Origin of the sequence: Streptomyces sp. TLI_146 (assembly GCF_002846415.1) — a bacterium.
GTDB lineage: Bacteria > Actinomycetota > Actinomycetes > Streptomycetales > Streptomycetaceae > Streptomyces.
The window spans coordinates 6,526,805-6,552,949 of the sequence record NZ_PJMX01000001.1 but is presented as its reverse complement, the minus strand read 5'-3'; the positions used below and the strand labels follow the sequence as shown (position 1 = coordinate 6,552,949).

The following is a 26,145-nucleotide window of genomic DNA, read 5'->3' as shown; positions in this document are numbered from 1 at the left end:
AACGCGGGTCCCCGAGCCAAAGCTCGGGAACCCGCGTTGAAAGATTGTTCGGCGGTGTCCTACTCTCCCACAGGGTCCCCCCTGCAGTACCATCGGCGCTGAAAGGCTTAGCTTCCGGGTTCGGAATGTAACCGGGCGTTTCCCTAACGCTATGACCACCGAAACACTATGAAATTAACGAAACCGGGCAACAACACGGCCGTTCGTTATTTCAGAACTAACACAGTGGACGCGAGCAACTGAGGACAAGCCCTCGGCCTATTAGTACCAGTCAGCTCCACCCCTTACGAGGCTTCCACATCTGGCCTATCAACCCAGTCGTCTACTGGGAGCCTTACCCTCTCAAGGAGGTGGGAATACTCATCTCGAAGCAGGCTTCCCGCTTAGATGCTTTCAGCGGTTATCCTTTCCGAACGTAGCCAACCAGCCATGCCCTTGGCAGGACAACTGGCACACCAGAGGTTCGTCCGTCCCGGTCCTCTCGTACTAGGGACAGCCCTTCTCAATATTCCTACGCGCACAGCGGATAGGGACCGAACTGTCTCACGACGTTCTAAACCCAGCTCGCGTACCGCTTTAATGGGCGAACAGCCCAACCCTTGGGACCGACTCCAGCCCCAGGATGCGACGAGCCGACATCGAGGTGCCAAACCATCCCGTCGATATGGACTCTTGGGGAAGATCAGCCTGTTATCCCCGGGGTACCTTTTATCCGTTGAGCGACGGCGCTTCCACAAGCCACCGCCGGATCACTAGTCCCGACTTTCGTCCCTGCTCGACCCGTCGGTCTCACAGTCAAGCTCCCTTGTGCACTTACACTCAACACCTGATTGCCAACCAGGCTGAGGGAACCTTTGGGCGCCTCCGTTACTCTTTAGGAGGCAACCGCCCCAGTTAAACTACCCATCAGACACTGTCCCTGATCCGGATCACGGACCCAGGTTAGACATCCAGCACGACCAGAGTGGTATTTCAACGGCGACTCCACCATGACTGGCGTCACAGCTTCAAAGTCTCCCACCTATCCTACACAAGCCGAACCGAACACCAATATCAAACTGTAGTAAAGGTCCCGGGGTCTTTCCGTCCTGCTGCGCGAAACGAGCATCTTTACTCGTAGTGCAATTTCACCGGGCCTATGGTTGAGACAGTCGAGAAGTCGTTACGCCATTCGTGCAGGTCGGAACTTACCCGACAAGGAATTTCGCTACCTTAGGATGGTTATAGTTACCACCGCCGTTTACTGGCGCTTAAGTTCTCAGCTTCGCCTGGACGAATCCAAGCTAACCGGTCCCCTTAACGTTCCAGCACCGGGCAGGCGTCAGTCCGTATACATCGCCTTACGGCTTCGCACGGACCTGTGTTTTTAGTAAACAGTCGCTTCTCGCTGGTCTCTGCGGCCACCCCCAGCTCAGAGTGCAAGACTCATCACCAGTGATGGCCCCCCTTCTCCCGAAGTTACGGGGGCATTTTGCCGAGTTCCTTAACCATAGTTCACCCGAACGCCTCGGTATTCTCTACCTGACCACCTGAGTCGGTTTAGGGTACGGGCCGCCATGAAACTCGCTAGAGGCTTTTCTCGACAGCATAGGATCATCCACTTCACCACAATCGGCTCGGCATCAGGTCTCAGGCTTCATGCTGTCCGGATTTGCCTAGACAGCGCCCTACACCCTTACCCCGGGACAACCACCGCCCGGGCTGGACTACCTTCCTGCGTCACCCCATCGCTTACCTACTACAAGTCTGGTTCGTCGGCTCCACCACTTTCCTTTCCCCGAAGGGTCCGGAACGGCTTCACGGACTTAGCATCGCCTGATTCGATATTGGGCGTTTCAAAGCGGGTACCGGAATATCAACCGGTTGTCCATCGACTACGCCTGTCGGCCTCGCCTTAGGTCCCGACTTACCCTGGGCAGATCAGCTTGACCCAGGAACCCTTAGTCAATCGGCGCACACGTTTCTCACGTGTGTATCGCTACTCATGCCTGCATTCTCACTCGTGAACCGTCCACCACTAGCTTCCGCTGCGGCTTCACCCGGCACACGACGCTCCCCTACCCATCAACACACCCGTTAGGGCTATATATGTCAATGACACGACTTCGGCGGTACGCTTGAGCCCCGCTACATTGTCGGCGCGGAATCACTTGACCAGTGAGCTATTACGCACTCTTTCAAGGGTGGCTGCTTCTAAGCCAACCTCCTGGTTGTCTCTGCGACTCCACATCCTTTCCCACTTAGCGTACGCTTAGGGGCCTTAGTCGATGCTCTGGGCTGTTTCCCTCTCGACCATGGAGCTTATCCCCCACAGTCTCACTGCCGCGCTCTCACTTACCGGCATTCGGAGTTTGGCTAAGGTCAGTAACCCGGTAGGGCCCATCGCCTATCCAGTGCTCTACCTCCGGCAAGAAACACACGACGCTGCACCTAAATGCATTTCGGGGAGAACCAGCTATCACGGAGTTTGATTGGCCTTTCACCCCTAACCACAGGTCATCCCCCAGGTTTTCAACCCTGGTGGGTTCGGTCCTCCACGAAGTCTTACCTCCGCTTCAACCTGCCCATGGCTAGATCACTCCGCTTCGGGTCTAGAGCGTGCAACTCAAACGCCCTGTTCGGACTCGCTTTCGCTACGGCTTCCCCACACGGGTTAACCTCGCTACACACCGCTAACTCGCAGGCTCATTCTTCAAAAGGCACGCAGTCACGACTGCATGTGCAAGCACATACAGCGACGCTCCCACGGCTTGTAGGCACACGGTTTCAGGTACTATTTCACTCCGCTCCCGCGGTACTTTTCACCATTCCCTCACGGTACTATCCGCTATCGGTCACCAGGGAATATTTAGGCTTAACGGGTGGTCCCGCCAGATTCACACGGGATTTCTCGGGCCCCGTGCTACTTGGGTGTCTCTTAAACGAGCCGCATGAATTTCAGCTACGGGGGTCTTACCCTCTACGCCGGACCTTTCGCATGTCCTTCGCCTATTCATACGGTTTCTGACTCGTCTCACAGCCGGCAGACTGTGACAAAGAGATCCCACAACCCCCACGACGCAACCCCTGCCGGGTATCACACGTCGTAGGTTTGGCCTCATCCGGTTTCGCTCGCCACTACTCCCGGAATCACGGTTGTTTTCTCTTCCTGAGGGTACTGAGATGTTTCACTTCCCCTCGTTCCCTCCACATGCCCTATGTGTTCAGGCATGGGTGACAGCCCATGACGACTGCCGGGTTTCCCCATTCGGAAACCCCCGGATCAAAGCCTGGTTGACGGCTCCCCGGGGACTATCGTGGCCTCCCACGTCCTTCATCGGTTCCTGGTGCCAAGGCATCCACCGTGCGCCCTTAAAAACTTGGCCACAGATGCTCGCGTCCACTGTGCAGTTCTCAAACAACGACCAGCCACCCATCACCCCACCAACAACATGGTGAGTTCACTGGGGCCGGCGACTGAAGTACAAGCGGGCAAAGCCCGTGCCTTCAGACACCCAACAGCGTGCCCGGCCCTTCCCGCAGGTCCTCACGTTCCACGCCGAAGCAGTACTAGTGAAATCCTTACCGGAAGTGCCGAATAGTCAACGTTCCACCCATGAGCTGACCGTGCAGAACATTTGCCTGCAATCGGTACTGTGCTCCTTAGAAAGGAGGTGATCCAGCCGCACCTTCCGGTACGGCTACCTTGTTACGACTTCGTCCCAATCGCCAGTCCCACCTTCGACAGCTCCCTCCCACAAGGGGTTGGGCCACCGGCTTCGGGTGTTACCGACTTTCGTGACGTGACGGGCGGTGTGTACAAGGCCCGGGAACGTATTCACCGCAGCAATGCTGATCTGCGATTACTAGCAACTCCGACTTCATGGGGTCGAGTTGCAGACCCCAATCCGAACTGAGACCGGCTTTTTGAGATTCGCTCCGCCTCACGGCATCGCAGCTCATTGTACCGGCCATTGTAGCACGTGTGCAGCCCAAGACATAAGGGGCATGATGACTTGACGTCGTCCCCACCTTCCTCCGAGTTGACCCCGGCAGTCTCCTGTGAGTCCCCATCACCCCGAAGGGCATGCTGGCAACACAGAACAAGGGTTGCGCTCGTTGCGGGACTTAACCCAACATCTCACGACACGAGCTGACGACAGCCATGCACCACCTGTATACCGACCACAAGGGGGCGACCATCTCTGGCCGTTTCCGGTATATGTCAAGCCTTGGTAAGGTTCTTCGCGTTGCGTCGAATTAAGCCACATGCTCCGCTGCTTGTGCGGGCCCCCGTCAATTCCTTTGAGTTTTAGCCTTGCGGCCGTACTCCCCAGGCGGGGAACTTAATGCGTTAGCTGCGGCACCGACGACGTGGAATGTCGCCAACACCTAGTTCCCAACGTTTACGGCGTGGACTACCAGGGTATCTAATCCTGTTCGCTCCCCACGCTTTCGCTCCTCAGCGTCAGTAATGGCCCAGAGATCCGCCTTCGCCACCGGTGTTCCTCCTGATATCTGCGCATTTCACCGCTACACCAGGAATTCCGATCTCCCCTACCACACTCTAGCTAGCCCGTATCGAATGCAGACCCGGGGTTAAGCCCCGGGCTTTCACATCCGACGTGACAAGCCGCCTACGAGCTCTTTACGCCCAATAATTCCGGACAACGCTTGCGCCCTACGTATTACCGCGGCTGCTGGCACGTAGTTAGCCGGCGCTTCTTCTGCAGGTACCGTCACTTTCGCTTCTTCCCTGCTGAAAGAGGTTTACAACCCGAAGGCCGTCATCCCTCACGCGGCGTCGCTGCATCAGGCTTTCGCCCATTGTGCAATATTCCCCACTGCTGCCTCCCGTAGGAGTCTGGGCCGTGTCTCAGTCCCAGTGTGGCCGGTCGCCCTCTCAGGCCGGCTACCCGTCGTCGCCTTGGTAGGCCATTACCCCACCAACAAGCTGATAGGCCGCGGGCTCATCCTTCACCGCCGGAGCTTTCCACCCAGAAGCATGCGCTTCCGGGTCGTATCCGGTATTAGACCCCGTTTCCAGGGCTTGTCCCAGAGTGAAGGGCAGATTGCCCACGTGTTACTCACCCGTTCGCCACTAATCCACCCCGAAGGGCTTCATCGTTCGACTTGCATGTGTTAAGCACGCCGCCAGCGTTCGTCCTGAGCCAGGATCAAACTCTCCATGAATGTGTACCGGTAATCCGGTGCGCACACACGAAAGAGCGGGACAGTCACGTCGGAATAAGACCGACCGTCCTCAGCGTCCTCGCTGTGTAATTGCCTGCCGACCGTGAAGGTCGCCAGGACTTTTCAAAGGAACCTCCAACCCAACCGACAAGCGGTGGGCCGGGGTTGTCAATCTGGCGTTGACTTTTGGCACGCTGTTGAGTTCTCAAGGTACGGACGCTTCCTTTGTTCCCGTTTCCGGGCCCTCCGGGCGCTTCCTTCGTTTCCGACTCTATCAGACTCTTTCGTGTCCGATTCCCGGTCGGCGGGATTCGCTTTCCAGGTTTTCGCTTTCGCGTTTCCCTTTCCGGCGGCTCCGACTTTATCAGAGATTCTGAGTCGGAATTTCCCTCCCGTTCGGTTTCCCGCTCCCCGCGTCGCTGACGCGGGTGGCACGTGAAGGTGCCGGGTTCCCGTCTGGAGGAGATGTAAACGTACTGGAGCGGGGCGCCCCGATGCAAATCGAGGGGCCCCGCTCCGGGCGTACGCCGTTGGTGTCAGACGGGTCGTCAGACCTCCACGACGACCGGGAGGATCATCGGGCGCCGACGGTAGGTGTCCGAGACCCACTTGCCGACCGAGCGGCGGATCAGCTGCTGGAGCTGGTGGGGCTCGACGACGCCGTCCTGGGCGGACTTGTTCAGCGCCTCTTCGACCTTCGAGACCACGGGGGTGAAGGCCGAGTCCTCGATGCCGGAACCGCGTGCCTGGATCGTCGGACCGCTGACGATCTTGCCGCTCGACGAGTCGACGACCACGAAGACCGAGATGATGCCCTCGTCCCCGAGGATGCGGCGGTCCTTGAGCGAGGACTCGGTGACGTCGCCGACCGAGAGGCCGTCCACGTACACGTAACCCGCCTGGACCTTGCCGACGATCTTCGCGGCGCCGTCGACCAGGTCGACGACCACGCCGTCCTCGGCGATGACGATGTGGTTCTTCGGGACGCCGGTGAGGGCTCCGAGCTCCGCGTTCGCCCGCAGGTGACGCCATTCGCCGTGGACCGGCATCAGGTTCTTCGGCTTGCAGATGTTGTAGAAGTACAGCAGCTCGCCGGCCGAGGCGTGGCCCGAGACGTGCACCTTGGCGTTGCCCTTGTGGACGACGTTCGCGCCCCAGCGGGTCAGGCCGTTGATGACGCGGTAGACCGCGTTCTCGTTGCCCGGGATCAGGGACGACGCCAGGATCACGGTGTCGCCCTGGACGATCCGGATCTGGTGGTCGCGGTTGGCCATGCGGGACAGCGCCGCCATGGGCTCGCCCTGCGAACCGGTGCAGACCAGCACGACCTCGTCGTCCGGCAGGTCGTCGAGCGTCTTGACGTCCACGACCAGGCCCGCGGGGACCCGGAGGTAGCCGAGGTCGCGCGCGATGCCCATGTTGCGGACCATCGAGCGGCCGACGAAGGCGACCCGGCGGCCGTACTCGTGCGCGGCGTCCAGGATCTGCTGGATGCGGTGCACGTGGCTGGCGAAGCTGGCCACGATGATGCGCTTGTCGGCGTTCGCGAACACCGTGCGCAGGACGTTGGAGATGTCCCGCTCCGGCGGTACGAAACCGGGGACCTCGGCGTTCGTCGAGTCGGAGAGGAGGAGGTCGATGCCCTCCTCGCTCAGCCGGGCGAAGGCGTGCAGGTCGGTCAGGCGCCCGTCCAGCGGGAGCTGGTCCATCTTGAAGTCGCCGGTGGCGACGGCCAGGCCCGCGGGGGTGCGGATGGCCACCGCGAGGGCGTCCGGGATGGAGTGGTTGACCGCGATGAACTCGCAGTCGAAGGGGCCGAGCCGCTCGCGGTCGCCCTCGGCGACCTCCAGCGTGTACGGGCGGATGCGGTGCTCCTGGAGCTTCGCCTCGATCAGCGCGAGGGTCAGCTTGGAGCCGATCAGCGGGATGTCCGGCTTCTCGCGGAGCAGGTACGGGACGCCGCCGATGTGGTCCTCGTGGCCGTGCGTGAGCACGATGCCCTCGATGTCGTCGAGGCGGTCCCTGATGCTGCTGAAGTCCGGCAGGATCAGGTCGACGCCGGGCTGCTCCTCCTCGGGGAAGAGCACGCCGCAGTCGACGATGAGCAGGCGGCCGCCGTACTCGAAGACCGTCATGTTCCGGCCGATTTCGCCGAGACCGCCGAGCGGGGTGACACGCAGGCCGTTCTTGGGAAGCTTCGGCGGGGTGCCGAGTTCGGGATGCGGATGACTCAAAAGACTCTCCTCACCACACACGCCACGTACCTCTAAGGCACGTGGCGCGCATGACATTCGTGCACTTGCTGTTGTCTGTTTCGTTCTTCGTATTCAGTTGTGAAGTCTGTGGTGTCAGCTGTACCCCGCAGGAGCTACAGCTCTACCCCGCCGGCCGCAAGATCGATCTTGAGCTGGGCGGTCTCCTCCGCCGTCAGGTCGACCATCGGCAGCCGCAGCGGTCCGCCGGGCAGCCCCTGGAGGGCCAGCGCGGCCTTGGTGGTGATCACTCCCTGGGTACGGAACATGCCCGTGTACACGGGGAGCAGCCGCTGGTGGATCTCGGTGGCCTTCTGGACGTTGCCCGAGAGGTACGCGTCGAGGAGCGCGCGCAGCTCGGGGGTGACCACATGGCCGACGACCGAGACGAAGCCGACCGCGCCGACCGAGAGCAGCGGCAGGTTGAGCATGTCGTCGCCGGAGTACCAGGCGAGGCCGGAGCGGGCGATGGCCCAGCTGGCACGGCCGAGGTCGCCCTTGGCGTCCTTGTTGGCGACGATACGCGGGTGCTCGGCGAGGCGCACCAGGGTTTCGGTGTCGATCGGGACACCGCTGCGGCCGGGGATGTCGTAGAGCATCACCGGGAGCTCGGTGGCGTCGGCGATGGCCGAGAAGTGCCGGTACAGGCCCTCCTGGGGGGGCTTGTTGTAGTACGGCGTGACGGCGAGCAGGCCGTGTGCGCCGGAGCGCTCGGCCGTGCGGGCCAGCTCCAGGGTGTGACGCGTGTCATTCGTGCCGATGCCGGCGACGACGTGGGCCCGGTCTCCGACCGCTTCCAGTACGGCCCGTACGAGCTGGTCTTTCTCCGCGTCGCTGGTGGTCGGGGACTCGCCGGTGGTGCCGTTGACGATCAGTCCGTCGTTGCCTGCGTCGACCAGGTGGACGGCGAGCCGCTGCGCGCCGTCGAGGTCGAGTGCGCCGTCCGCCGTGAAGGGCGTGACCATGGCGGTGAGGACCCGCCCGAAGGGGGTCTGCGGAGTGGAGATCGGAGCCATGGGTAACACGCTACTCGCTGCTCAGCGCCCGGTGTCCCCTCGGGGGACGTGACGGAGGGAGCCCGGCACTGCCTGCTCGGGGGTTCAAGCAGTGCCGGGTCCGTTTGATCAGCCTAGATGAACTTCATGAAACGCCGCAATACGGACACTTTGCGCGCACTATCCGCACATCTGTGCCCGTACGGGCGGATTCGGGCCACTTACGGGGCGACGCGCCCGTTGGCGTTGAAGGCGGCGTAGGTGAGCGGCATGAGCTTCGCCCACTGCTCCTCCATCTTCTCGCCGACCATCTCGATCTCCCGCTGCGGGAACGACGGCACCTGCGCCTGCTCGTGCTGGGTGCGCAGGCCCAGGAAGTGCATCAGGGAACGGGCGTTGCACGTCGCGTACATCGACGAGAACAGGCCGACCGGGAGCACGGCGCGGGCGACCTCACGGGCCACGCCCGCCGCCAGCATCTCCTGGTACGCCCCGTACGCCTGGCGGTAGGAGTCCTCCATCGCGCGGCTCGTCAGCTCCTGCTGGGCCTCGGTGCCCTCGACGAACTCGTACTTGCCGGGGCGGCCCCGCTGGACGAGCCTGCGGTCGGCGCCCGGCACATAGAAGACCGGCTGGAGCTCCCGGTAGCGGCCCGACTCCTCGTTGTACGACCAGCCCACCCGGTGCCGCATGAACTCGCGGAAGACGAAGATCGGGGCGCTGATGAAGAACGTCATCGAGTTGTGCTCGAAGGGGCTGCCGTGCCGGTCCCGCATCAGGTAGTTGATCAAGCCGCGGGAGCGTTCGGGGTCCTTCTGGAGCTCCTCCAGGGACTGTTCGCCGGCGGTGGAGACGCGGGCCGCCCACAGCACGTCGGAGTCGCCGGCGGTGTGCTTCACCAACTCGACGGTGACGTCACTGCGGAAGCTGGGGCTGAGGTCTGCGGCGGGCGTGTCGGTCACCGGCGGGTCCTTCCAGTTGGTGCGGCGGCGACCAATCTACGGCCCGGCACCGACAACGCCCGCCCTGACGGCACGTCGCAGAATTCTTCGGCCAATTCGGGGAATTCGGGCACCAATCCTCAACTGCGTGCGTCTGTACCAGTAGACGCACCACAGTTCGAGCACCACACCACAGCCCGCGCACCACCCCCAGAGGCAAGGAGAAGCCCCTCATGTTCCGTCGGCGGGAGTCCGTCCCGTTCACGTTCGTCGCCGAGGCCGACCGCTTCCGCAGCAATGTCACTCCGCCGCCGCGCGAGCGGGTCGGCGCCGGGCGAATAGTGGGCCGTACGCTGGTCGGGCTCACCGTGGTGGCCGGGCTCGCGGGTTCGCTCCTGTTCGGCGTGCCCGCGCTGGAGCCGGCCGAGTCGCCGGGGCACGCCCAGCAGTCCCAGGCGGACGGCCGCTGACGCTCCCCCCTCGCCCGAATGGCGTGAGAGGCACCCCCACGGGCCCCCGGAGCTGGTCGTTCCACCGCCTCCTGGGTAGCCTCACCGGGCACAGCCAATCGAGCGTGCTTGTGAGTGAGGATCAGTCGTGCCCCTGCCTTTCCTGACGGCCGACCGCGCATTCGATGCGACCGCCGACGACGTCGCGCTGCCCTTCGACGACCACGACCACTGGCGGCGTCCCTACCGACCGGGCCCCTGGCGGGTCGGAGCGGCCGCCGTGCTGCTGCTCCTCGCCTCGTTCGTGCTGCTCGCCTCGGTGATCATCGCGTTCACGGGCGGTCCGGCCGCGGCGCTGGCGGTCCTGGTGGTCGCCCTCGCCGTGATCGCGTCCGCGCTGCGGATGCTGCGGATGGGCGTCTGGGTCAGCCGGGCCGGGCTGCGGCGGGTCCGCTTCCTGAGCACCTCCACGGTGCCGTGGCAGCAGATCGAGAACGTACGGACGGTGCAGCAGCCGGTGCGGTGGCTCGGGCTGCCCAGGACCGTGCAGGGGCAGGCGCTGCTCGCCTCCCGGCCTGGCGGGGCGACCCTTCCGGTGCTGCTCACCGACCACAACGCGGACTTCCTGTCGCGCGTCGAGGCGTTCGACCGGGCGGCCGACACGGTGGAGGCCTGGGGCGCGGAGTACGGGCGTCCCTGACCGGGGGCCCCGCCGCGCGGGCGCGGCGGACTACTCCGCCGCCTCCCGCAGCGTGATCGCCCGCTGCATCGCCTTGCGGGCCCGGGGGGTGTCGCGGGCGTCCTGGTAGGCCACGGCCAGGCGGAACCAGCAGCGCCAGTCGTTCGGGGCGTCCTCCGTCTCCGCCTTGCGGCGGGCGAAGACCTCGTCGGCCGAGTCGCGGTCGATACGGCCGCCCGGGGTGCGGACCAGCTCGTCGACCGGGAGGCCGCCCTCGGCCTCCAGTTCGGCGGCGAGGGCGTTGGCCCGGGTCACGAAGCGGGTGTTGGCCCACAGGAACCAGAGGCCGATCAGCGGCAGCACCAGGACCGCGATCCCCATGGTCACGGTGATCAGCTTGCCGTCCTGGATGAGCATCACGCCCCGGCTGCCGACCAGGACGAAGTAGAAGACCAGGACGGCAGCCGTGACGAAGTAAGTGATCTTTGCGCGCATGACCGGCAGTCCAGCTCAGTTCAGGTCGAGGAAGTGTTCCAGGCCGAAGGTCAGGCCCGGAGTGGTCACCACGCGGCGGGCGCCGAGCAGGATGCCCGGCATGAAGCTGCTGTGGTGGAGCGAGTCATGACGGATCGTCAGCGTCTCGCCCTCGGCGCCCAGGAGGACCTCCTGGTGCGCCAGCAGACCGCGCAGCCGGACCGCGTGGACGGGGACGCCGTCGACGTCCGCGCCGCGCGCCCCGTCCAGCGCGGTGGCCGTGGCGTCCGGCGCGGGGGCGACCCCCGCCTCGGCGCGGGCCGCCGCGATCAGCTGCGCGGTGCGCGTCGCGGTGCCCGAGGGCGCGTCCACCTTGTTGGGGTGGTGCAGCTCGACGACCTCGACGGACTCGAAGTAGGGGGCGGCGAGCTGCGCGAACTTCATCGTCAGGACGGCCCCGATGGAGAAGTTCGGCGCGATGAGCACCCCGGTGGACGGTGAGCCGTCCAGCCAGGTGGTGAGCTGCGCGAGGCGGTCCTCGGTCCAGCCGGTGGTGCCGACGACCGCGTGCATCCCATGGCGCACACAGAAGTCGAGGTTGCCCATCACCGAGGCGGGGGTGGTCAGTTCGACCACGACCTGGGCGTCCGCGTCCGCGAGCGCCTCCAGCTTGTCGCCCCGGCCAAGGGCCGCCACCAGCTCCATGTCCTCGGCCGCTTCCACGGCCCGTACCGCCTCGGAACCGATCCGGCCCTTGGCGCCGAGAACCGCCACGCGCAGCTTGCTCATGCTTGCTTCCTCACGTCCTTGCGAACACGTACGGATCAGGAGACCGCTTCATGGAGGCGGTCGGCCTGCTTGTCCTTCAGCGGGCCGATGACGGACAGCGAGGGACGCCGGCCCAGCACATCACGGGCCACCTCGCGGACGTCGTCGGGGGTGACCGCGGCTATCCGGGCCAGCATGTCGTCGACCGACATCTGGGTGCCCCAGCACAGCTCGCTCTTGCCGATGCGGTTCATCAGCGCGCCCGTGTCCTCCAGGCCCAGCACGGTCGAGCCGGAGAGCTGGCCGACCGCGCGGCCGATCTCCTCGTCCGACAGGCCGTCCGAGGCGACCCGGTCCAGTTCGTCCCGGCAGATCTTCAGGACGTCGTGGACCTGGTTGGGGCGGCAGCCCGCGTACACGCCGAACAGACCGCAGTCGGCGAAGCCCGAGGTGTACGAGTACACGCTGTAGGCGAGGCCGCGCTTCTCCCGTACCTCCTGGAAGAGGCGGGACGACATACCGCCGCCCAGGGCCGTGTTCAGCACGCCGAGCGCCCAGCGGCGCTCGTCGGTGCGGGCCAGGCCCGGCATGCCGAGGACGACGTGCGCCTGCTCGGTGCGCCTGCCCAGGAGCTCGACGCGGCCCGCCGTCTTCAGGGTGCGGGCGCCGTCGCGCGGCGCGACCGGGACCGCGTCCGTCTGCGTGAGGGCTCCGGCCTTCTCGAAGGCCTTGCGGACCTGGCGTACGACGGTGGCGTGGTCGACGTTGCCGGCGGCCGCCACGACCAGGTGGCGCGGGTCGTAGTGCTTCTTGTAGAAGCGGGCGACCTGCGACCGGGTCAGCGCGTTGATCGTGTCGACCGTGCCGAGGACCGGGCGGCCCAGCGGGGTGTCGCCGAGCATGGTGTGCGCGAACAGGTCGTGCACGCAGTCGCCCGGGTCGTCCTCGGTCATCGCGATCTCTTCGAGGATGACACCGCGCTCGGCGTCCACATCCTCTTCGAGGATGAGCGAGCCGGTCAGCATGTCGCAGACGACGTCGATCGCCAGCGGCAGGTCGGTGTCGAGCACGCGCGCGTAGTAGCAGGTGTACTCCTTCGCCGTGAAGGCGTTCATCTCTCCGCCGACCGCGTCGATCGCGGAGGAGATGTCGAGGGCGCTGCGCTTGCGCGTGCCCTTGAAGAGGAGGTGCTCCAGATAGTGCGTGGCGCCGTTGAGCGTGGGCGTCTCGTCGCGGGAGCCGACCTGGACCCAGATACCGAAGGTCGCCGACCGTACGGAGGGCAGGGTCTCGGTGACGACGCGGAGGCCGCCGGGGAGGGTCGTGCGGCGGACGGTGCCGATGCCGTTGGTGCCCTGGAGAAGCGTTTGGGTACGGGCGACGGCCCGCGCCTCCGAAGAGGTGCGGGCCGTCGCCTTGGAGCTACGGGACGTCACTTGTCGGTGTCGTCCTTCGTCTCGTCGCCTTCTTCGCCCTCGACGACCGGGACCAGCGAGAGCTTGCCGCGGGAGTCGATCTCCGCGATCTCGACCTGGACCTTGGTGCCGACCGCGAGCACGTCCTCGACGTTCTCCACGCGCTTGCCACCGGCGAGCTTGCGGATCTGCGAGATGTGCAGCAGACCGTCCTTGCCGGGCATCAGGGAGACGAACGCACCGAAGGTGGTGGTCTTGACGACCGTACCCAGGTAGCGCTCGCCGACCTCCGGCATGGTCGGGTTGGCGATCGCGTTGATCGTGGCGCGGGCGGCCTCGGCCTGCGAGCCGACCTGGGCACCGATGTAGATGGTGCCGTCGTCCTCGATCGTGATCTCGGCGCCGGTGTCCTCCTGGATCTGGTTGATCATCTTGCCCTTGGGGCCGATGACCTCACCGATCTTGTCCACCGGGATCTTGACGGTGATGATCCGCGGGGCGTTCGGGGACATCTCGTCCGGCGTGTCGATCGCTTCCATCATCACGTCGAGGATGTGGAGGCGGGCGTCGCGGGCCTGCTTGAGGGCCGCGGCCAGGACGGAGGCCGGGATGCCGTCCAGCTTGGTGTCGAGCTGGAGGGCGGTGACGAACTCCTTCGTACCGGCGACCTTGAAGTCCATGTCGCCGAAGGCGTCCTCCGCACCGAGGATGTCGGTGAGGGCGACGTAGTGCGTCTTGCCGTCGATCTCCTGGGAGATCAGGCCCATGGCGATACCGGCGACGGGGGCCTTGAGCGGCACACCGGCGTTCAGCAGCGACATGGTGGAGGCGCAGACCGAGCCCATGGACGTCGAGCCGTTGGAGCCGAGGGCCTCGGACACCTGACGGATCGCGTACGGGAACTCCTCGCGCGTCGGCAGGACCGGCACGATCGCGCGCTCGGCGAGCGCGCCGTGGCCGATCTCGCGGCGCTTGGGCGAGCCCACGCGGCCGGTCTCGCCGACCGAGTACGGCGGGAAGTTGTAGTTGTGCATGTAGCGCTTGCGGGTCACCGGGGAGAGGGTGTCCAGCTGCTGCTCCATACGGAGCATGTTGAGGGTGGTGACGCCCAGGATCTGGGTCTCGCCACGCTCGAACAGCGCCGAGCCGTGCACGCGCGGGATGGCCTCGACCTCGGCGGCCAGGGTACGGATGTCCGTGATCCCGCGGCCGTCGATGCGGACCTTGTCCTTGATGACGCGCTCGCGGACCAGCTTCTTGGTCAGCGCGCGGTAGGCGGCGGAGATCTCCTTCTCGCGGCCCTCGAAGGCCGGGAGGAGCTTCTCGGCGGCCAGCTCCTTGACGCGGTCCAGCTCGCTCTCGCGGTCCTGCTTGCCCGCGATGGTGAGCGCCTGGGCGAGCTCGCCCTTGACCGCGGCGGTGAGCGCCTCCAGGACGTCGTCCTGGTAGTCGAGGAAGACCGGGAACTCGCCGGTCGGCTTCGCTGCCTTGGCGGCGAGGTCGGCCTGGGCCTTGCAGAGCACCTTGATGAAGGGCTTCGCGGCGTCCAGACCGGCGGCGACGACCTCCTCGGTCGGCGCCTCGGCACCGCCCTTGACCAGCTGGATGGTCTTCTCGGTGGCCTCGGCCTCGACCATCATGATCGCGACGTCGCCGTCCTCCAGGGCGCGGCCCGCGACGACCATGTCGAAGACGGCGTCCTCGAGCTCGGTGTGCGTCGGGAAGGCGACCCACTGGCCGTTGATCAGCGCGACGCGGACGCCGCCGATCGGGCCGGAGAAGGGCAGACCGGCCAGCTGCGTCGACGCGGACGCGGCGTTGATCGCCACGACGTCGTACAGGTGGTCGGGGTTGAGCGCCATGATCGTCGCGACGACCTGGATCTCGTTGCGCAGGCCCTTCTTGAAGGACGGGCGCAGCGGGCGGTCGATCAGACGGCAGGTGAGGATCGCGTCCTCGGAGGGGCGGCCCTCCCGGCGGAAGAAGGAGCCGGGGATCTTGCCGGCCGCGTACATCCGCTCCTCGACGTCCACCGTCAGGGGGAAGAAGTCGAGCTGGTCCTTGGGCTTCTTGGACGCGGTGGTGGCCGACAGGACCATCGTGTCGTCGTCCAGGTACGCGACGGCGGAGCCGGCGGCCTGCTTGGCCAGGCGGCCCGTCTCGAAGCGGATGGTGCGGGTGCCGAAGGAACCGTTGTCAATAACGGCCTCGGCGTAGTGGGTCTCGTTCTCCACTAGCGTTTTCTCCGATACTCATCGTCTTTCGTCCCCGGGCCCGTGTGGCGGGGGGACGTGGCGGAGAAGCGCTCCTTGGCTGCGGGCCGGTCTTCGATCGAAGCATCCGGGGGCGTTTTCTCCCGGAGGCCACTACCGAGGACCGGCGGCGGGAGGAGCCTTCTCGCTCATTGTGTGCTGCGTTGTACGACCAGACTACTGAGCGTCCGGTACGTCCCGCACGTACAGCAAAGGGAGCGGCCCCCTAATAGGTGGGAACCGCTCCCTTCACGGCGACTTACTTGGCGCCGCCGGCCGCACCGCGGCGGATGCCCAGGCGGTCGACCAGCGCACGGAAGCGCTGGATGTCCTTCTTGGCCAGGTACTGCAGCAGGCGGCGGCGCTGGCCCACGAGGATCAGCAGACCACGACGGGAGTGGTGGTCGTGCTTGTGGGTCTTGAGGTGCTCGGTCAGGTCCGAGATGCGGCGGGAGAGCATGGCGACCTGGACCTCGGGGGAGCCGGTGTCGCCCTCCTTCTGGCCGAACTCGGACATGATCTGCTTCTTCGTAGCGGCGTCGAGAGACACTCGGTACTCCTCGTAGTCAAAATGTGCCACCGAGTGCCCCTGGTCTTTGTCTCAGGGGAGCTTCCGTTACTCGGGAGGCGGGGATCCGCTGGGCGCAGCCTCCAGAACAACCCGGAGACGCGTACACAAACGGCCGTCACACAGCGTACCAGTACGCGGGGACTCGTCCGATCGGGGGTTCCGGGCGCTCCGGGCGTGTCCCGGCGGCCCGGTCAGCCGCTGGTGAGCGAGCGGGCCCGGTCGAAGACGTCGAGCACGGCCAGGCAGAGCGGGACCAGCGAGAGCAGCACGGCGCCCTCGGCGAGGTCGAGGGTGCGGCCCCAGAACGGCGAGAGGCCCTTCTTCGGGATGATCAGGCCGATGGCAGTGATCAGGGCGGCGCCGGCGGCGACGGCCGCGGAGAGCCAGATCGTACGGATGTCGAGGGAGCCGCGGTCGCCGTAGCGGACGAAGTCGTACAGCAGGTCGCCGGGCGGGTTCAGGGACAGGCCCAGGACCAGCAGGGCGATCGCGGCGATCCCGGCCACCAGGACGCAGGCGACCTGGGAGGTGTAGCGGAACAGGCGCGCGCGCAGCAGCATGGCGAGTCCGGCCATCAGGGCGAGGAGCTGGCCGTAGAGGCTGTCCGAGAAGCCGAGGACGGCGGCGGAGCCGACCACGGTCGCGGCGCAGCCGCCGACCAGGCCGAGCAGCATCTCGTGGCCGCGCCGGGCCTGGGCGGCGATGCGCTCGGCGTCGACGGGGCGGGCTTCGGGGGCGCTGCTGGGCTCGGCGCCGAAGTCGTCAGCGGCGGCGCTGCGCGGGGAGGCGTAGCCGATGGGGAGCCGGGCGAAGCGGGCCGAGAGGCCCGGCAGGAAGGCGACCAGGCCGATGGCGACCGGGGCGCAGACCGAGGCCGTCCGGGTGGCGGTGGACTCGGTGAGGATCGCGACGAACGTGGCGAGGGTGCCGGTGGCGGCGAGGAAGGTGGTCGCCACGAACGGGGCGTCGCCGCTCGGGGTGAGGACGACCAGGGACACCGAGGCGACCAGGACGGTGACGCAGCCGAGCAGGAACTGGAGCTTGCCGGGGCCGTCGCCGTGGTCCGGGCCGATGATGCCGGAGCCCGCGATGAGCAGCAGGGGCAGTGCGCCCAGGCCCAGGGCGACGGCGCTGGCGCGGTCGGAGTAGACCCGGGCCCGCACCCCCGCGAAGGCGGTGAGCAGCAGTCCCGCGGAGCCCGCGATGATGCCGGGCAGGCCGTGCATGTCGTGGTCGACGGGGTCCGCGTACCAGAGGACGAAGCCCATCAGGACGAGCAGCAGGACACCGCCCACCAGGCCCGCCCAGCGCAGCAGATCGTCGCTCCACAGGTGGCGGTCGCGGGTGACGGCGGAGGCGACGGCGTCCGAGACGTCGTCGAAGACGGCGGGCGGCAGCGACTCGGCGAACGGGCGCAGGCTCAGCAGCTCCCCGTCGAGGACCTGCTGGGCAGCGAGGGTGCGGGCGCCGTCGAGGACGGTGCCGTCGCGGCGCACCAGGTGGTAGCCGGTGGGCGCGCCCGCGGGCTGGGTCTGGCCGGTGAGCCGGAGGATCTCCGGATAGACGTCGGCGACGGCGATGTCCTCCGGGAGGGCCACATCGATGCGACTGTCGGGCGCCACCACCGTGACCCGGCAGAAGCCTGTCGCTGCGGTCGTACTCACGTCCTCGGACCCCCTGATTCGCGGTTGCGCACACTGCGCGCGCCACCCTACCGGGCTCCGGTGTCACAGGCTGCAAGTAGGATCACCGTCGCGCGCAGGAAGCCCCCGAAACGAGCGGTCAGGGGGGCGCCGGAACGCAAGTGACCGTCCGTATTGAGGGATTGATGCTCCGGTGAGCCAGATCGTCGTCAAACGCCCGCCGCGGTCCTTGCCGCCCGAAGTGTCCTCGGACGAGCTGCGGCTGGAGGGTCCGCCGGAGCTGCCGCGCGGACAGCAGGAGTCGATGCTGATGCAGCTCCTGCCGATGCTCGGCATGGGCTCGTCGGTGGTGTTCTTCTTCATGCCCAACTCGGCGCCGTTCATGAAGATCATGGGCGCGCTGATGCTGGTCTCCACCCTGGCGATGGTCATCGCGCAGGTGGTGAAGTTCCGCAAGGGTGCGCAGGGGCAAGTGGCAGATGTCCGGCGCGACTACCTCAAGTACCTCGCCCAGACGCGGCGCACGGTGCGCAAGACCGCGCGCCGCCAGCGCGACGCGCAGCTGTATCTGCACCCGGCGCCCGAGCAGTTGTGGCCGGTGGTCGCGGAGGGCTCGCGGGTCTGGGAGCGCCGGGTCGGCGACGACGACTTCGGGCAGGCCCGGATCGGCCTGGGCGCCCAGCAGCTCGCGACCCCGCTGATAGCGCCGGAGACGGCGCCGGTGGACGAGCTGGAGCCGCTGTGCGCGGGCGCCATGCAGCAGTTCCTGGCGGTGCACGGCTCGCTGGACGGGCTGCCGATGGCGGTCTCGATGCGCGCCTTCTACCACGTGACGGTCTCCGGCGACCCGGACGCCGCCCAGTCGGCGGCGCGCGCGCTGGTGGCGCAGCTGGTGACGCTGCACTCCCCCGACGACCTGATGGTCGCCGTGGTGGCGGCGCCGGGCGCGGTGGCGCGCTGGGACTGGACGAAGTGGCTGCCGCACACCCAGGTGCCCGGCCAGGTCGACGGCGCCGGTACGAAGCGGCTGTTCGGCGACGACCTGGGCGAGCTGGAGCTGCTGCTGCACAGCAGGCTGGACGGGCGGCCCCGGTTCAGCCGGGACAACCAGCCGGTCCTGGACCAGCCGCACCTGGTGGTGGTCCTGGACGGCGGGATGGTGCCGCCGGACTCGGCGTTCGCGGCCGCCGAGGGCCTGCAGGGCGTCACCATCATCGAGGTGGTGCCGGGCGAGCTCGACGAGCCGCGCGGCGGCCTCTCGGTGGTCGTGCGGCCGAACCGGCTCCGCCTGGAGTCGGGCTTCGGCCTCGCGTACGAGGGCGTGCCCGACCAGATGTCGCTGCCCGCCGCCGAGGCGCTGGCCCGCCAGCTCGCGCCGCTGCAGATGGGCACCGGTGACGACGACGAGCCGCTGCTCGCCAACCTGGACTTCACGGACCTGCTGAACCTCGGGGACGCGGGCTCCATCGACGTGGCCCGCACCTGGCGGCCGCGCTCGACCGCCGAGCGGCTGCGGGTCCCGATCGGCGTCGGCGAGGACGGCCAGCCGGTGATGCTGGACCTCAAGGAGGCCGCGCAGGAGGGCATGGGCCCGCACGGCCTGTGCGTGGGCGCGACCGGCTCCGGCAAGTCGGAGCTGCTGCGCACCCTGGTGCTCGGCCTCGCGGTCACCCACACCTCGGAGACGCTGAACTTCGTCCTCGCCGACTTCAAGGGCGGCGCGACCTTCACCGGCATGTCGCAGATGCCGCACGTGGCGGCGGTCATCACCAACCTGGCGGACGACCTCACCCTGGTCGACCGCATGGGCGACGCGATCCGCGGCGAGCTCCAGCGCCGCCAGGAGCTGCTGCGCTCGGCGGGCAACTACGCCAACATGCACGACTACGAGAAGGCGCGCGCGGCGGGCGCCCCGCTGGAGCCGCTGGCCTCGCTGGTCCTGGTGATCGACGAGTTCTCCGAACTCCTCACCGCCAAGCCCGACTTCATCGACATGTTCATCCAGATCGGCCGCATCGGCCGCTCCCTGGGCGTGCACCTGCTGCTCGCCTCGCAGCGCCTTGAGGAGGGCAAGCTGCGCGGCCTGGACACGTACCTCTCGTACCGCGTGGGTCTGCGCACCTTCTCGGCGGCCGAGTCGCGCACCGCGCTCGGCGTCCCCGACGCCTACCACCTGCCGTCGGTGCCCGGCTCGGGCTACCTCAAGTTCGGCACCGACGAGATGGTCCGCTTCAAGGCGGCCTATGTGTCGGGCACCTACCGCTCCGGCGGCCCCGACCTCACCGTGGGCCCGCTGCCGATCGAGCGGCGCCCCGCGCTGTTCACGGCGGCCCCGGTGCCGGTCGTGTACGCGGCGCCGGACCCGGCGGCCCTGCGGGGCCCGGGCGAGGACGACGCGCTGGCGGACACGGTGCTCGACGTGATCGTGCGGCGCCTGGAGGGGCAGGGCGTGCCCGCCCACCAGGTGTGGCTGCCGCCGCTGGACGACGCGCCCTCGCTCGACCAGCTGCTGCCGGGCATCGCGGCGACGGCGGAGCGCGGTCTGAACGCGACGGAGTACACCCGCCCGGGCGGTCTGATCGTGCCGCTCGGCCTCATCGACAAGCCCTTCGAGCAGCGCCGCGAGGTGCTCTACCGCGACTTCTCCGGCGCGGCCGGCCACATGCTGCTCGTCGGCGGCCCGCAGTCCGGCAAGTCGACGCTGCTGCGCACCCTGATCTCGTCGTTCGCGCTCACCCACACCCCGAACGAGGTGCAGTTCTACGGGCTGGACTTCGGCGGTGGCGGTCTGTCGGCCGTCGCCGACCTGCCGCACGTGGGCGGCATCGCCTCGCGCCTGGACCCCGAGCGGGTGCGGCGTACGGTGGCGGAGGTCGCGGGCGTGCTGAACCGGCGCGAGGAGTTCTTCCGCGCCAACGGCATCGACTCCATCTCGACCTACCGGCGCCGCCGCGCCGCCGGTGACCTGCCGGGCGAGGCCTGGGGCGACGTGTTCCTGGTCATCGACGGCTGGGGCGCGTTCCGCGGCGACTACGAGATGCTCGACGGCGTCGTCCAGGACATCGCGAGCCGGGGCCTGGGCTACGGCATCCACGTCGTCCTCACCGCCTCCCGCTACATGGAGGTGCGCGCCGCGCTCAAGGACCAGATCCTGGGCCGCCTGGAGCTGCGGCTCGGTGACTCGATGGACTCCGAGTTCGACCGCAAGGTCGCGGCCAACGTGCCGGTGGGCATGCCGGGCCGCGGCCAGGTCGCGGAGAAGCTGCACTTCATGTCGGCGCTGCCGCGCATGGACGGCTCGTGCGACCCCGAGACGCTCTCCCAGGCCACCGAGGCGTTCGTCCGTACGGTGAAGGAGGCGTGGCAGGGACCGGCGGCTCCCACCGTCCGGCTGCTCCCCCGCCGGCTCCCGGCCGACCAGCTACCGAAGGGCTTCGAGTACCCGCAGCACGGTGTGGCGATCGGCATCGACGAGACCAATCTGGAGCCGGTGTTCGTCGACTTCGAGACCGACCCGTTCTTCCTGGTCTTCGGCGAGAGCGAGTCGGGCAAGACGGCGCTGCTTCGCCACCTCGCCCAGAAGATCTCCGAGCGGTACTCGCCGGACGAGGCGAAGATCGTGGTCGGCGACTACCGCCGCTCGCTCCTCGACGTGGTCCCGGACACGCATCTGCTGGAGTACGCGCCGCTGGCCAGCGCCCTTGAGATGCACATGAACGCGCTGGCGGACCTGATGGTGCGCCGCCAGCCCCCGGCGGACGTGACCCCGCAGCAGCTGCGCGACCGCTCCTGGTGGACCGGCCCGCAGGTCTTCATCATCATCGACGACTACGAGCTGGTGTCGACGAACGCGGGCAACCCGCTGTCGGTGATGGTGGAGAACCTGCCGTTCTCCCGGGACGTCGGCGTCCGCTTCATCATCGCCCGCAGCTCGGCGGGCGCGTCCCGCTCGATGTACGAGACGTTCATGCAGCGCATCAAGGAGCTCGGCGCGCAGGGCGTGGTCCTGTCCGGCGACCCGAACGAGGGCGACGTGCTGGGCAACGTCCGGCCCCGTCCGATGCCGCAGGGCCGCGGCTACTTCGTCTCCCGCAAGCGCGGCACACCCCTGGTCCAGCTGGGCTGGCTCCCGGAGCAGTGACAGTAGGGGGAACGGGCGGTGCGAGCCGCCCGCTCCAACTACGCTGACAGGCACTGAACTTCGAAGGGAACGTGCTACATGGGCAGCGAACGTGAGAAGGAAGAGCTGTACGCCCTGGACATCTCGGGCGCGGAGTGGGTGAGCGCGCCCGGCACCGAGGAGGCGGAGGAGCGGGTGGAGATCGCCCACCTGCCCGGCGGCGCCGTCGCGATGCGGTCGTCCCTCGACCCGGACACCGTGCTGCGGTACACGGAGGCGGAGTGGACGGCGTTCGTCCTGGGGGCACGGGACGGTGAGTTCGACCTGCGCTGAGCGCGCGGGGCGCGAACGAACGCGGGGCGCAGACGAAAGGGGGTCACGCCCGATGGGCGTGACCCCCTTTACCGCGCCCGTCCGCCGTGGTCAGCGGGCTCAGTAGGCCTCGGTGAACAGCCGCGACGCCTTGACGTCGGTCTGGTGGTAACTGGCCTTGCCGTGCTCGATCGTCTTGGCGATCTTCTCCAGCGTCTGCTGGATGTCGTGCGCGTCGCGCCGGTAGTCCTTCTGGACCTTCAGGTACTGACCGTGCGCCTCGCCGTCCCAGGTGCTGGCGACGACGTTGACGGCCGATTCCATACGGCTGAGGTCGTCCATGATGCGCTTGGAGATGGCGCGGATGCTGTTCGCGATCTCCTGGACGTTCTCATACCGAATCTTGAGGTCGGGACCCAAGTCACCCATGTCTGCTCCTCGTGAAGTCTGAAGTGTGGTGGGGCTGCGTGCGTACGCCGGGGCGCCCGCGGGCTGCCCGGCGGTGCTGCCTAGAGACCGTTGATGCCGGAGGTGTTGGGCACGCCACCGCTGGTGGCACCGCCCTGGGCGTTGATCGCCCGGAACGCGGCGTCGACCTCTTCGTCGTTCTGCTGGTTGAGGTTCTTCGTACCGATCACGGCGTTGTAGAGGACGTCCAGCTTGCGGCGGATGTCGTCGTGACGCGTGTTCAGCGTGTCCTGAGCGATCTTGAACTGGTCGGCACCGGAACCGGTCCAGCCCGCCCCGACCGTGGCGATCGCGTCGGCCAGCACGCGGATCTGCTGGCTCATGTCGTGGGCGGTTTCCTCAATGGCGTTCTTGGCCTTGGTGACGGCCTCGTAGCCAATGCTCTGACCACCGGGGTTGGAGCTCATTGTCTTCCCTCTCGTGAGTGTCCGAGCGAGTGTTCACGCTCGCTTGTTGCGTACACGTACCGCCGTGACGGCGCCGCCGATGAGGACGACGGCCGCGGCGATGATGGCGATGACGGTCCAGGGCGCGGAGTCCTTGTCCTCGGACGCCGAGTCCGCGGCCTCACCGGCCTGCGGCTTCTCCTGGTCGCCACCGCCTGCCCCCTTGTCTGCCGTGTCTGCGGGAGAGGGGGAAGTCGTGGCTGCCGCACCGCCTCGGGCGGCGAGCAGCGGATTTACGTCGGCGGGGCCCGGGTTGCCGTTCCCCTTGAGGAGGACCTGGGCGGGGCGGACGGTGCCGTACCCGATGTACTGGCTCGGCACCTTGCCGTTGTGCCCGGCGGTCTCCATCATCACGCGCAGCACCTGGTTGCCGGTCCAGTTCGGGTGGGCGGACCAGATTAGGGCGGCTGTGGCGGAGGTTAGGGCGGTGGCGTAACTGGTTCCCCGGGCCTCGCAGTAACCGTTGCCGTCGCTGCAGTGCGCCGGGATCTTGTCCCCCGGCGCGGCGAGCCCGACATGGCTGCCGGTGCTGGAGAACTTGGACAGCTTGCCGTCGGTGCCGACCGAGCCGACCGCCACGACGCCGGGCGTCGCGGCCGGGTACTCGACCGGGTTGCCCTTGTCGCCGCCGTTGCCCGAACCGGCGAAGATCAACTTGCCCTTGGAGAGGGCGTAGTCGACGGCGGAGGCGAGTTCCTGCTTCTCCCGCTCACCGGGGGCATTGCCCGCACGCGAAATATTGATGACGCGGGCATCCGTCTCAGCCGTGTAGCGGATCGCCTTGGCCAGAGTGAGCATGGCGCCGAACTCATTGTTCCCGACAGCCGCCCTGACAGAAAGGATCTTCGCGTCGGGCGCCAGCCCCTTGACGCCACCACCCGTGCCACTGCCGGAGATGGTCACCGCCATGTCCGTACCGTGCCCGTCCGCGTCCTTCAGAGAGCCACCCGATCCGGTGAAGTCACGGCCCTCCAGGACGCGTCCGGCCAGCTCCGGCTCGGACCGGACACCGCTGTCGATCACCGCGACCGTGATGCCCCTGCCGGTGCTGACCTTCCACATGGCGTCCGCGTCCATCGCGTCCAGGTACCACTGCTTGGACCGCATGTCGTCGGCGAGCGCCGCCGGCGCCGTGCCGACGGAGCAGGCCAGCGCGGCAGCCACCGCGGCACCGAGAAGTGCCGAGCGGCTGCGCACCGAGCGGGCTGAGCTGAACATGGGACTGCGGACTCCTTGAGCGGCGATGGTTTGCGTACGTCAGTCGACTACCGGCGGGACGACCTTGCGGTGGTCCATCGCCCACGTCTCCTCGTCCTCGACCAGGTAGTCGGGGGCCTCGGAAGAAGCGGAACGACGCCGGTCCGTGCCTCGCTTGTTGCCGTTCACCAACCCCGTACCACCGGGGGTGAATTCACCACGCCCGCCGAGAGACGCACGCGGGGCCCCAACAGTTCCACCCGGCTCGGAGGCCAGCCTGCGACCGCCCATAGCGGTGGCGCCACGCGGCGCGCCGGTCGGGCCGTGCCCCATGCCACCGCCCATGGGCCCACGGCCCATGCCGGTTCCGGCGCGCTCCTCGCCCACGACCGTGCCTATCGGCAGCCGGGGCGTCGAGCCACGGCCGGTCATCGGCGTGGGACGCCCGCCGCTGATGCCCTCGGGGGTGATACCGCGCGTGGTGCCCGGCAGACCACTCGGACGAGCGATGCCCGGACCGCGCGGGTTGCCGACTGCACGGCCGGTGGCGGGCCCCTCACCGGGCATGCCGACGCGGGTCATACCCGGAATGCGCTCCTGACCGGCCTTGCCGAGCGGACCGGGCAGCACGGGCGGCGGGGTGAGGACCGGCGTGTGTCCCTGCACGGGCGTGGGCCCGGTGGGCCCGGTCGGCCGAGTCGTGGTCTCCGGAGGCGGAGTCAGCGTCACGGAGTCGATGGATGTACCCGCCGACGACTCGTGCGGGGTGAAGGTGGAGCCGACGGCGGTGTGCGACGGGGAGCTCGTCGTGCCCGTCGTGCCGTAGCCGTGCGCACCGCCAACCGTCGAAGTGGTGTGCCTCGTCGAGGTGCCACCGGTCGCGCCGGTCCCGGACCCGTCCGAGCCGTAACGCGTCTTCTCCTCGCTGACACCACCGTTGACGTCGACCGGCAACGGCGCAAACTTAGGCTCAGGCTGAGCCGTGATCCGATCCTTCGACGTGTTGTAGAACGACGCGAGCCGATTCAGCGCATTGATCGCCTCGTTCGTCTTCGGCCCCAGCGCCTTGAGGCGGGCCTTCTCCTTCTCCGGGTCGGCGTAGCACATGCCGTCCGACGCCGGGACCGCCGCCTTCGCCTCCGTCAGGGCCTGGCCCGCGCGGGCCATCTCCTGGCCGACGACCGCCGCGTACTCGCTCAGCACCAGCGTTTCCGAGATCATGCCGCGGCCCCACTCGCGGAACGCGTCGCCACCGGCGCCGTGCCACTTGACCTGGTCGATGTACCAGCGCAGGTCCCGCGCGATGTCCGCGATGTCGGGCGCCGCGGCGGCCAACGTCTCGGCCGCGCCGGTCAGTTCGGCCGGCTTGGCCGAGGCCAGCATCGCGTTGAGGGCTTCGAGGGTCATGCCCTCGAACTCGTCAGTCGCCATCGTTGTGCCCCCCTTTACTTCAGGCCGCCGGAGTCGGCGTCGTTGCCCTTGCCGGGCGTCTGCTTCGTACCCGGGCCGTGGTCCGCCGGCTTCGTACCGGCCGCCGGAGACTCGTAGTACTTCTCCGTCTCCTTGCGGATGGCCTGGTAGCGGTGGGCCTCGTCCACGTCGATGCCGCCGTAGCCCTTGTCCGCGATGTGCACCGCGATGCCCATGCCCTCGATCTGGTCACCGAAGATCTTGGTGAGCCGCTCCAGGTTCGTACGGACCTTGTCGTACGCCTTGTGCAGCTCGTCCGCGGCCGCGAAGCCCTTGCCGTACGCCTCGGGCTGCACCCGCTGGTCGGCGATCTTGGTGTGGCGGGCCGGGGACTTGTCCAGGCTGCGCAGCAGTTCCTCCATGCGGCCCTTGAAGTCGGCGAGGCTCACCCCGTCGACGCCGAGGTCCGGCTTTCCGCCGCCGCTGCCCGTGCCGCCGTTGCCGCCACCGTTCGGCTCGGCCACTGTTCCTCCCCGTGAATCCCCGTCGGCACCGTTCTGCCACTGGTGCCGCGCTACCGC

The 26,145-nt window shown here is 67.4% G+C and carries 18 protein-coding genes and 3 rRNA genes; 4 read left to right on the top strand and 17 right to left on the bottom strand.

Translation table 11 applies throughout. The features are described 5' to 3' along the window. Nucleotides 1–46: 46 nt before the first annotated feature. From rrf to thyX, 6 genes are all read right to left on the bottom strand, one after another. Nucleotides 47–163: ribosomal RNA gene (rrf, locus tag BX283_RS29335) — 5S ribosomal RNA — on the bottom strand. A gap of 78 nt (nucleotides 164–241) precedes the next feature. After that, nucleotides 242–3,365 (bottom strand): 23S ribosomal RNA (locus tag BX283_RS29330). A 281-nt stretch (nucleotides 3,366–3,646) separates the two neighbouring features. Further along, nucleotides 3,647–5,172, bottom strand: a 16S ribosomal RNA gene (locus BX283_RS29325). Together the 16S, 23S and 5S rRNA genes form the textbook arrangement of a ribosomal RNA operon. Before the next feature lie 548 nt (nucleotides 5,173–5,720). Continuing rightward, nucleotides 5,721–7,406, bottom strand: a complete 1,686-nt coding sequence (locus BX283_RS29315; RefSeq protein WP_101390480.1) for a ribonuclease J — start codon at nucleotides 7,404–7,406, stop codon at nucleotides 5,721–5,723. Between the two features lie 134 nt (nucleotides 7,407–7,540). Continuing rightward, complete coding sequence (gene dapA, locus BX283_RS29310; protein ID WP_101390479.1) at nucleotides 7,541–8,440, bottom strand: 4-hydroxy-tetrahydrodipicolinate synthase; 900 nt, start codon at nucleotides 8,438–8,440, stop codon at nucleotides 7,541–7,543. Between the two features lie 200 nt (nucleotides 8,441–8,640). After that, a complete protein-coding gene (gene thyX / locus BX283_RS29305) occupies nucleotides 8,641–9,381 on the bottom strand; it encodes an FAD-dependent thymidylate synthase (RefSeq protein ID WP_101390478.1) in 741 nt (246 codons plus the stop codon). Nucleotides 9,382–9,593: 212 nt separating this feature from the next. Here thyX and BX283_RS29300 point away from each other — a divergent pair, with 212 nt between their 5' ends. Both BX283_RS29300 and BX283_RS29295 read left to right on the top strand, forming a co-directional pair. Next, a complete protein-coding gene (locus BX283_RS29300; protein WP_101390477.1) occupies nucleotides 9,594–9,830 on the top strand; it encodes a hypothetical protein in 237 nt (78 codons plus the stop codon). Nucleotides 9,831–9,957: 127 nt separating this feature from the next. Then, on the top strand, nucleotides 9,958–10,509 hold the full coding sequence (locus tag BX283_RS29295) for a PH domain-containing protein (protein ID WP_101390476.1): 552 nt from the start codon (nucleotides 9,958–9,960) through the stop codon (nucleotides 10,507–10,509). Nucleotides 10,510–10,539: 30 nt separating this feature from the next. On the opposite strand, the gene BX283_RS29290 is transcribed toward BX283_RS29295, so the two are convergent. The 6 genes from BX283_RS29290 to eccD form a co-directional block, all read right to left on the bottom strand. Then, complete coding sequence (locus tag BX283_RS29290; RefSeq protein WP_101390475.1) at nucleotides 10,540–10,983, bottom strand: hypothetical protein; 444 nt, start codon at nucleotides 10,981–10,983, stop codon at nucleotides 10,540–10,542. Between the two features lie 15 nt (nucleotides 10,984–10,998). Beyond that, complete coding sequence (gene dapB / locus BX283_RS29285) at nucleotides 10,999–11,751, bottom strand: 4-hydroxy-tetrahydrodipicolinate reductase (RefSeq protein ID WP_101390474.1); 753 nt, start codon at nucleotides 11,749–11,751, stop codon at nucleotides 10,999–11,001. A 35-nt stretch (nucleotides 11,752–11,786) separates the two neighbouring features. Beyond that, nucleotides 11,787–13,166 (bottom strand): pitrilysin family protein, encoded by a 1,380-nt coding sequence (locus BX283_RS29280; protein ID WP_101390473.1) that lies wholly within the window; start codon nucleotides 13,164–13,166, stop codon nucleotides 11,787–11,789. Then, nucleotides 13,163–15,379, bottom strand: coding sequence for a polyribonucleotide nucleotidyltransferase (locus tag BX283_RS29275; RefSeq protein ID WP_101390472.1), 2,217 nt, complete (start codon nucleotides 15,377–15,379; stop codon nucleotides 13,163–13,165). Before BX283_RS29275 ends, BX283_RS29280 begins: the two co-directional genes overlap by 4 nt. A 277-nt stretch (nucleotides 15,380–15,656) precedes the next feature. Beyond that, entirely contained in the window at nucleotides 15,657–15,947 is a 291-nt protein-coding gene (gene rpsO, locus BX283_RS29270) for a 30S ribosomal protein S15 (protein ID WP_067164948.1), read from the bottom strand. A 212-nt stretch (nucleotides 15,948–16,159) separates the two neighbouring features. Further along, nucleotides 16,160–17,632 carry a type VII secretion integral membrane protein EccD gene (gene eccD / locus BX283_RS29265; RefSeq protein ID WP_101390471.1) on the bottom strand — a complete coding sequence of 491 codons (1,473 nt, stop codon included), beginning with the start codon at nucleotides 17,630–17,632 and terminating at the stop codon, nucleotides 16,160–16,162. Nucleotides 17,633–17,804: 172 nt separating this feature from the next. Between eccD and eccCa the strand changes: the two genes are divergently transcribed. Next, the gene (gene eccCa / locus BX283_RS29260; protein ID WP_101390470.1) at nucleotides 17,805–21,752 is read left to right on the top strand and encodes a type VII secretion protein EccCa; all 3,948 of its coding nucleotides are present in this window, start codon (nucleotides 17,805–17,807) and stop codon (nucleotides 21,750–21,752) included. Nucleotides 21,753–21,830: 78 nt separating this feature from the next. Then, nucleotides 21,831–22,064: a DUF397 domain-containing protein gene (locus BX283_RS29255; RefSeq protein ID WP_101390469.1), complete on the top strand. Its 234-nt coding sequence runs from the start codon at nucleotides 21,831–21,833 to the stop codon at nucleotides 22,062–22,064. 99 nt (nucleotides 22,065–22,163) lie between these two features. On the opposite strand, the gene BX283_RS29250 is transcribed toward BX283_RS29255, so the two are convergent. The 5 genes from BX283_RS29250 to BX283_RS29230 form a co-directional block, all read right to left on the bottom strand. Beyond that, nucleotides 22,164–22,472 (bottom strand): WXG100 family type VII secretion target, encoded by a 309-nt coding sequence (locus tag BX283_RS29250; protein ID WP_101390468.1) that lies wholly within the window; start codon nucleotides 22,470–22,472, stop codon nucleotides 22,164–22,166. An 80-nt stretch (nucleotides 22,473–22,552) separates the two neighbouring features. Further along, nucleotides 22,553–22,918, bottom strand: coding sequence for a WXG100 family type VII secretion target (locus BX283_RS29245; RefSeq protein ID WP_101390467.1), 366 nt, complete (start codon nucleotides 22,916–22,918; stop codon nucleotides 22,553–22,555). Nucleotides 22,919–22,951: 33 nt separating this feature from the next. Then, the gene (mycP, locus tag BX283_RS29240; RefSeq protein WP_101390466.1) at nucleotides 22,952–24,175 is read right to left on the bottom strand and encodes a type VII secretion-associated serine protease mycosin; all 1,224 of its coding nucleotides are present in this window, start codon (nucleotides 24,173–24,175) and stop codon (nucleotides 22,952–22,954) included. A 39-nt stretch (nucleotides 24,176–24,214) separates the two neighbouring features. Then, complete coding sequence (locus tag BX283_RS29235) at nucleotides 24,215–25,585, bottom strand: hypothetical protein (protein WP_101390465.1); 1,371 nt, start codon at nucleotides 25,583–25,585, stop codon at nucleotides 24,215–24,217. 14 nt (nucleotides 25,586–25,599) lie between these two features. Continuing rightward, complete coding sequence (locus BX283_RS29230; RefSeq protein WP_101390464.1) at nucleotides 25,600–26,088, bottom strand: hypothetical protein; 489 nt, start codon at nucleotides 26,086–26,088, stop codon at nucleotides 25,600–25,602. Nucleotides 26,089–26,145 lie beyond the last annotated feature (57 nt).